Raw genomic sequence first — 5,378 nt, 5'->3', positions numbered from 1 at the left:
ACGGCTTTGTTGGTAGTGATCGGTCCTTCCGTTACGATAATATTTTTATCAAAAGGAGCAACGATGGCGCATTCGTTGCCGCTTTGTTTCCATTCTCTCAAAAAATCATCATACGCTACGGCATGGTCATTAGCCACAGTCGGATCGTGCATGATAATTTGATGTTTGGTTTCGTCATAGCCAATAACGACGACCACGTGCCCGCCTCCAAAGGGCGTAAGAAAAACAAGAACCGGAATGCCCTGATCGATCCGGTCTTTCAAATCTTCTAACGTACCGAGATAACCAAAAGCTTTATATTTTCCAAGACTCCGCGGATAGTTGACGATATCATTCAATTGAGCGCCTGCAAAATCGCTCTTAATCGTAGCGTAAATATCATCCTGATCGATCGGTTGTTTGTAATGGGCCAGAACCATCGACAAGGAAGCCGCCGCGCACTGAGGACCGTGCTGCTTCACGTAAGGAATATCAGAAATAACAACTTTTTTAGGTTTTTCAAGTTGCTCAAAACGCATGTCTTTCAGCGCTAATTCATAGGACGCTTCTTGAATCTCCATTTTAGCCGTACTTTCCGAAAATAATTTCGTTGTAAACTGATTATTGAGCTTGGCTATCAAGTTTTTCTTTGTATCGTATTCAAACGTTTGTGTTCCCTTATTAAAAACATAAACACGGCCGACATCGCCATAACGCGCCGCATCATAACTGCCGGTAACGCCGTAATATTTTGTACCGCGTGCTATTGAACCGTCCACTTCGTCAAGCACCATCACGGCATCTACGGAACCGAGTTTGAATATATATTGTCCGGAACGCCACATTTCTCCTTCAGCCACAGACCGGCGAAGATAAGCGCCGTGCAAATCCTCCATTACGGCAATAACAAAACGAGCGAGCGAATACGGATTTTCTTCAAGAAGCCCATATATATTCGTCACACCATAAACATCTGATATTTTCAAATATAATCGCTGACCTATAGATTTTTTTTCCTGCGGCAATAAGGCATATCCTTCAACGGTCAAAATATCCAGTGCAAACTCTACTTCACCAAATTCCGATATATCCTGAACCTGCTCGCGGAATGCAATTGTCAATTCGCGTGAAGCGTCACCATTGGCATCGGCTCCGAAAAGGGCATCGTTCTTCGATTTGATTTTTAAAGTATAGGTGTTCGTCTGCCCGATTTTAAGAACAGACGCCATATTAACACTTTTTGAAGCGTTAATGCCATGCGATTGATCGAGTGCAAATTCTTCGATTTCATTCAACGACGGTTGAAAATAGTCAGGATTATCTTTTATCAATCGATCGTAAGTTTTGATCGCGTTCGGCAAATCGGATTTATCTAAATACGTTTTGGACAAATTATACAATGCATCGCTGTCGCCCGGATCGAGTTCAAGAGTTTTCTGGAATTGAGCAATCGCTTTATCATGGAGATCACGCCTGGCATACGTCAGAGCTAAATTGTAATGAAAAGTCGCTTGAATATCGGATTCGGTTGACAACTGAAGGCCTTTGGTAAACGTCGCTTCAGCATCACGATACTTACCAATTCGCATCTGAAGATTGCCTAATTCCAGGTACGCTTCATAATAACTCGAATCAATCGCTATAGCCTTTTTCAAATACCATTCGGCCGAATCGGCGACCGACGCTTTCGCGCCTTTGTCATAAAAGAAGTAGCTTTCTTTTTTGATGCTGCCGTTCAGAATTTTTTCAATCGTTTGCAAATAATGCTGAACGTCCGTTTGGGATGGATCGATGAGTAACGACGCTTCATAATATGTTTTAGCCTTTTCCAGATGATCTTTTCGAAATGACAAATATGCAGCATTGGTGTAATCGTATTTGGAAGCCTTGCCGGCACTGATCAGAAATTCGTAAGATTTTAGTGCGTCATCGTCTTTACCAAGGGTATAGTTCACTCTCGCCAGTTCTTTATGAGCCAAAATAAACGATGGCTCCAAAGTCAAAGCTGAATTCAGGAGTTCGATAGCATTTTTATAGAGCGGTAATTTTTCTTTACTGGTCTCCGCAACATCTACTTGATACACAGCCGATAGATACTGTTCAAAAGCCTCCCCATGAAATAATCCTTTAGTGATTTTGGCAACAATGTCAGAGTATTCTTTGAATAACTCATTTTGCCCATTCAGCATAACAGCGTTTTCAAATTGTTTTTGGGCCTCGTTCCACTGCTGCGTTTGCACTAAACAATAACCGAATTGGTAGAAAATATTAGCATCGGTAATTTTTGTAACGTTCATCAATTTTCGGAAATACGGCAGCGCCTTAGAATACTGACGACCTTCGTAATAATAATTGGCCAGCCCTTTAAGAGCATCGACGCTTCCTGTATCAATTTCTGCCAATTGCAGATAAAGAACTTCAGCATTGGGGTCGCCGAGTACACGCTGGGTTTCAGCTAATAACTCGATACCTTCTCTATCTAAAGGAAAAAACGCATTGTATTGTTGGAGATATTTCAGCGCATCCTGGTAGCGGCCTGAATTGAACAGTGCGCGTCCGTAAGCAAGATACAATCCGGACTCGTTAGGCTGAATGGTAAGAGCTAGTTTGTAATTTTCTGCAGCTTGTTGATAATGCCCGCGCAATTCATACAACCTCCCGAGGGAGCTATAGGCTTCTACAAAAGCCGCGTCTTCACGAACGGCTTTACGGTAAGCATCGATAGCCTTGCGCCATCCGATTTCTCCCTGTTTCTCATATTTCAATCCCTCTTTATATGCAGTCTTGGCCGTTTCGTTTGTTGTCGATAAATGCAATGACGAACATGAAAACATCATCGCCATGACCGTTAATAAAAAGAATCTCCCTACAAAGTTGATCATAAATCAACGCCTTTGTTTTGATTGTTTGACAAATTATTCTGACGTTCAAAAAACAATTTAAACTAAAACAGCGACGCGGAACGCATCGCTGTTATGACATCGCTGGACAATTTGCTATTTATACACAACGATTTCAAGCTTTTTTACAAATAAAAAAGGTGACGTTTTTTTTAAAACGTCACCTTGTGCAGACTTATACGTTAATTTTTAATAGCTTTCGCCGAATTTCTTAGCGTCAATTTTGGCGGCAAGAAAATCCTTCAAAACAGCGCTCTCATTACCAGATTTGATTTCCGTCAGTGCTTTAGCGTATTGATCCATATTAATTGCAGCAGAATTGAGTGCTTTGCCCAACTTAGCTTTCTTTTCATCGACGGTCATGCTGCCGGCTTTTTTCTGGAACGTGCGGGTCAGTTTGATTTCCCCGAAGCCGATCATCTGAGGATCCTGTTTGACATTTTCCAGTTTCCTCGCCGCTTTGGAAACACGATCTTTCAGATAGTTGAATACTTCATTTGAACTCACCCAACCGTCATTGTTACCGGTTTCGGCATCGCTGTCTCCTTTGCCGGACAATGCTTCAAGCAGGAAATTGGTAAACAAACCGTGTTTATTCTGCGGATCATCAAACGCCGATTGATCGTTTGCCGCAGCCGTCAGAAATACTTTACCCTCTACAGATTCTTTGATGATCTCTTTAGGCACAAGATTGATTCCACGCGCGCCCTGTTTCATGAACGACCTGCCAGAGCCCGTAAAACATGCATCCATTGCAACAAACACGTTTTTCGCTTTCACTTTTCCAAGTTCCTGCTGGAGGTAATCAATACCGATTCCTGTTTCAGCGAGAAATTTAGGCTGGCCGTCAAACGGAATCAGGAAAGCCGTCTTGACATTACCTTCATCATCTTGTTCGGGCGCTCCGTGACCGGAATAATAGAACATCAGAACAGCATTTTCATCTTCCATGCCTTGATTGACCAACCATCCAAGTGCGACTTTTATTTCAGTCAATGTTGCTTCCGGTCCCGCTAGGAATTTAACATTGGCTTTCGGTATACCGCCGATCACATTATTAGTCAAAAGTGCATAGACGCCTGATGCATCGTTGACGGCATAGGACAACGGCGGAACGTCCTTGCTCTTATACTCGCTGATCCCAATCACAACGGCGTATACATTTTCGCGCGCAGGCAATTCGATTTCGGATGCACCTGATTTGCTAATGGCCAGGTTCATATCTTTGACGGCTTGATCAACTTTGTCTTTGATATTACCCATTGAAACCGTTTTGTTTTCTTCTTTGAAATTCGATACGACGTCGACCACCACTTCTTTTTTGTAAGATGCATCGAGGCTTAAACCAAGGTTTTCCGATTTATTGAATTTCGGACGCTTTTCGCTGATCTCAATATTAAGCGGTAACGTCGACGAAACCGTATTATAATTACCGCTCACTGCAAATACGAAAACGCCCTTTTTCACTTCACCCGGAGGAATGTCGCCAAGAGTGGCTGAACTCTGTGATACAAAAATTCCAGGATCCGAAGATTTCAGAGTCAATTTAACACTATTGGCTGCGCCCTGACCTGTATTAGTCAAAAATACGGTAAGCTCAACGGTTTCTTTTTTCTGAATCACGCCGTCGCCATTGCCTTGGCTTTGGCCGCTGCCATCGTCACGCAATACATATTTGCTGACAGCCAGCAACGGCGGCTCCTGCGCTTTGGTATTAAAATTGACAATAATGGCATCGGCTCCAAATCCGTTTTTCTCCGTTGCTTCAACTTTCATACTGACTTTTTGAGTCAGCACATCTTCGGTTGCGTCGACGGTAGAAGTGATCGTTTTTTCAGCTCCGGGCTGAATGTCGCCGATATAAAATGTCGGAGTGCCCAGGAATAAGCCCAATGAACCTTCCGTGATCGTAAATTTCGCATTGACGCCCAGCGCCGGTCCTTTTCCCGTATTTTTAATAATAAAAGTAACTTTGCCGCTTTCGCCACCCTTGAGTAAATTGTCGCCATCGGCGTCCGCAAAAGTTGCCGTGGCATTCAGGTAAGGTGGCAAAGCCGTGACCGTCTCCGTAAACGTTTCTATCTTGCCGCCGGTAATGCCTTTCATTGTCCAGATATAGACATTTTTGTCATCGCTGGACGCTACTAGTTTGCTGCCATCGCGGCTAAATGCAATATTAAATAATTCGTCTTTCGGATCGGTTAATGTTTTGATCAATGAGCCCGAAGCCACATCCCATAATTTGACCGTACGATCCGCGCTGGCCGATGCCAAAACTTTTCCGTCCGGACTGATGGCAATGCTCCACACGTGATTGGTATGACCCGACAATGTTTTGATAGAAATGCCGGTAGCAACGTCCCATACGGAAATGTTATTATTATATTCGCCGACGTACAAGTATTTTCCATCCAAAGAAAACGCCAGGCCATCAATCCAGTTGTAAGTGCTGGAGCTTTTCATTTTGCGGATTTGCGACCACGTCGTCGTATTCCACAA

2 protein-coding genes are annotated in these 5,378 nt (G+C 43.3%); both read right to left on the bottom strand.

Annotation, left to right across the window (positions count from 1 at the left end; all coding sequences use genetic code 11):
- Positions 1-2,861: tetratricopeptide repeat protein (locus K1X84_16610; protein ID MBX7153251.1), on the bottom strand; the 2,861-nt coding region annotated here is incomplete at its 3' end.
- 207 nt (positions 2,862-3,068) lie between these two features.
- A partial coding sequence (locus K1X84_16605) for a caspase family protein (GenBank protein MBX7153250.1) occupies positions 3,069-5,378 on the bottom strand: 2,310 nt, incomplete at its 5' end.

The organism is bacterium (genome assembly GCA_019695335.1).
Classification (GTDB): Bacteria; CLD3; CLD3; order SB21; family SB21; genus JABWBZ01.
This window is presented reverse-complemented; position numbering and strand designations above follow the sequence as displayed.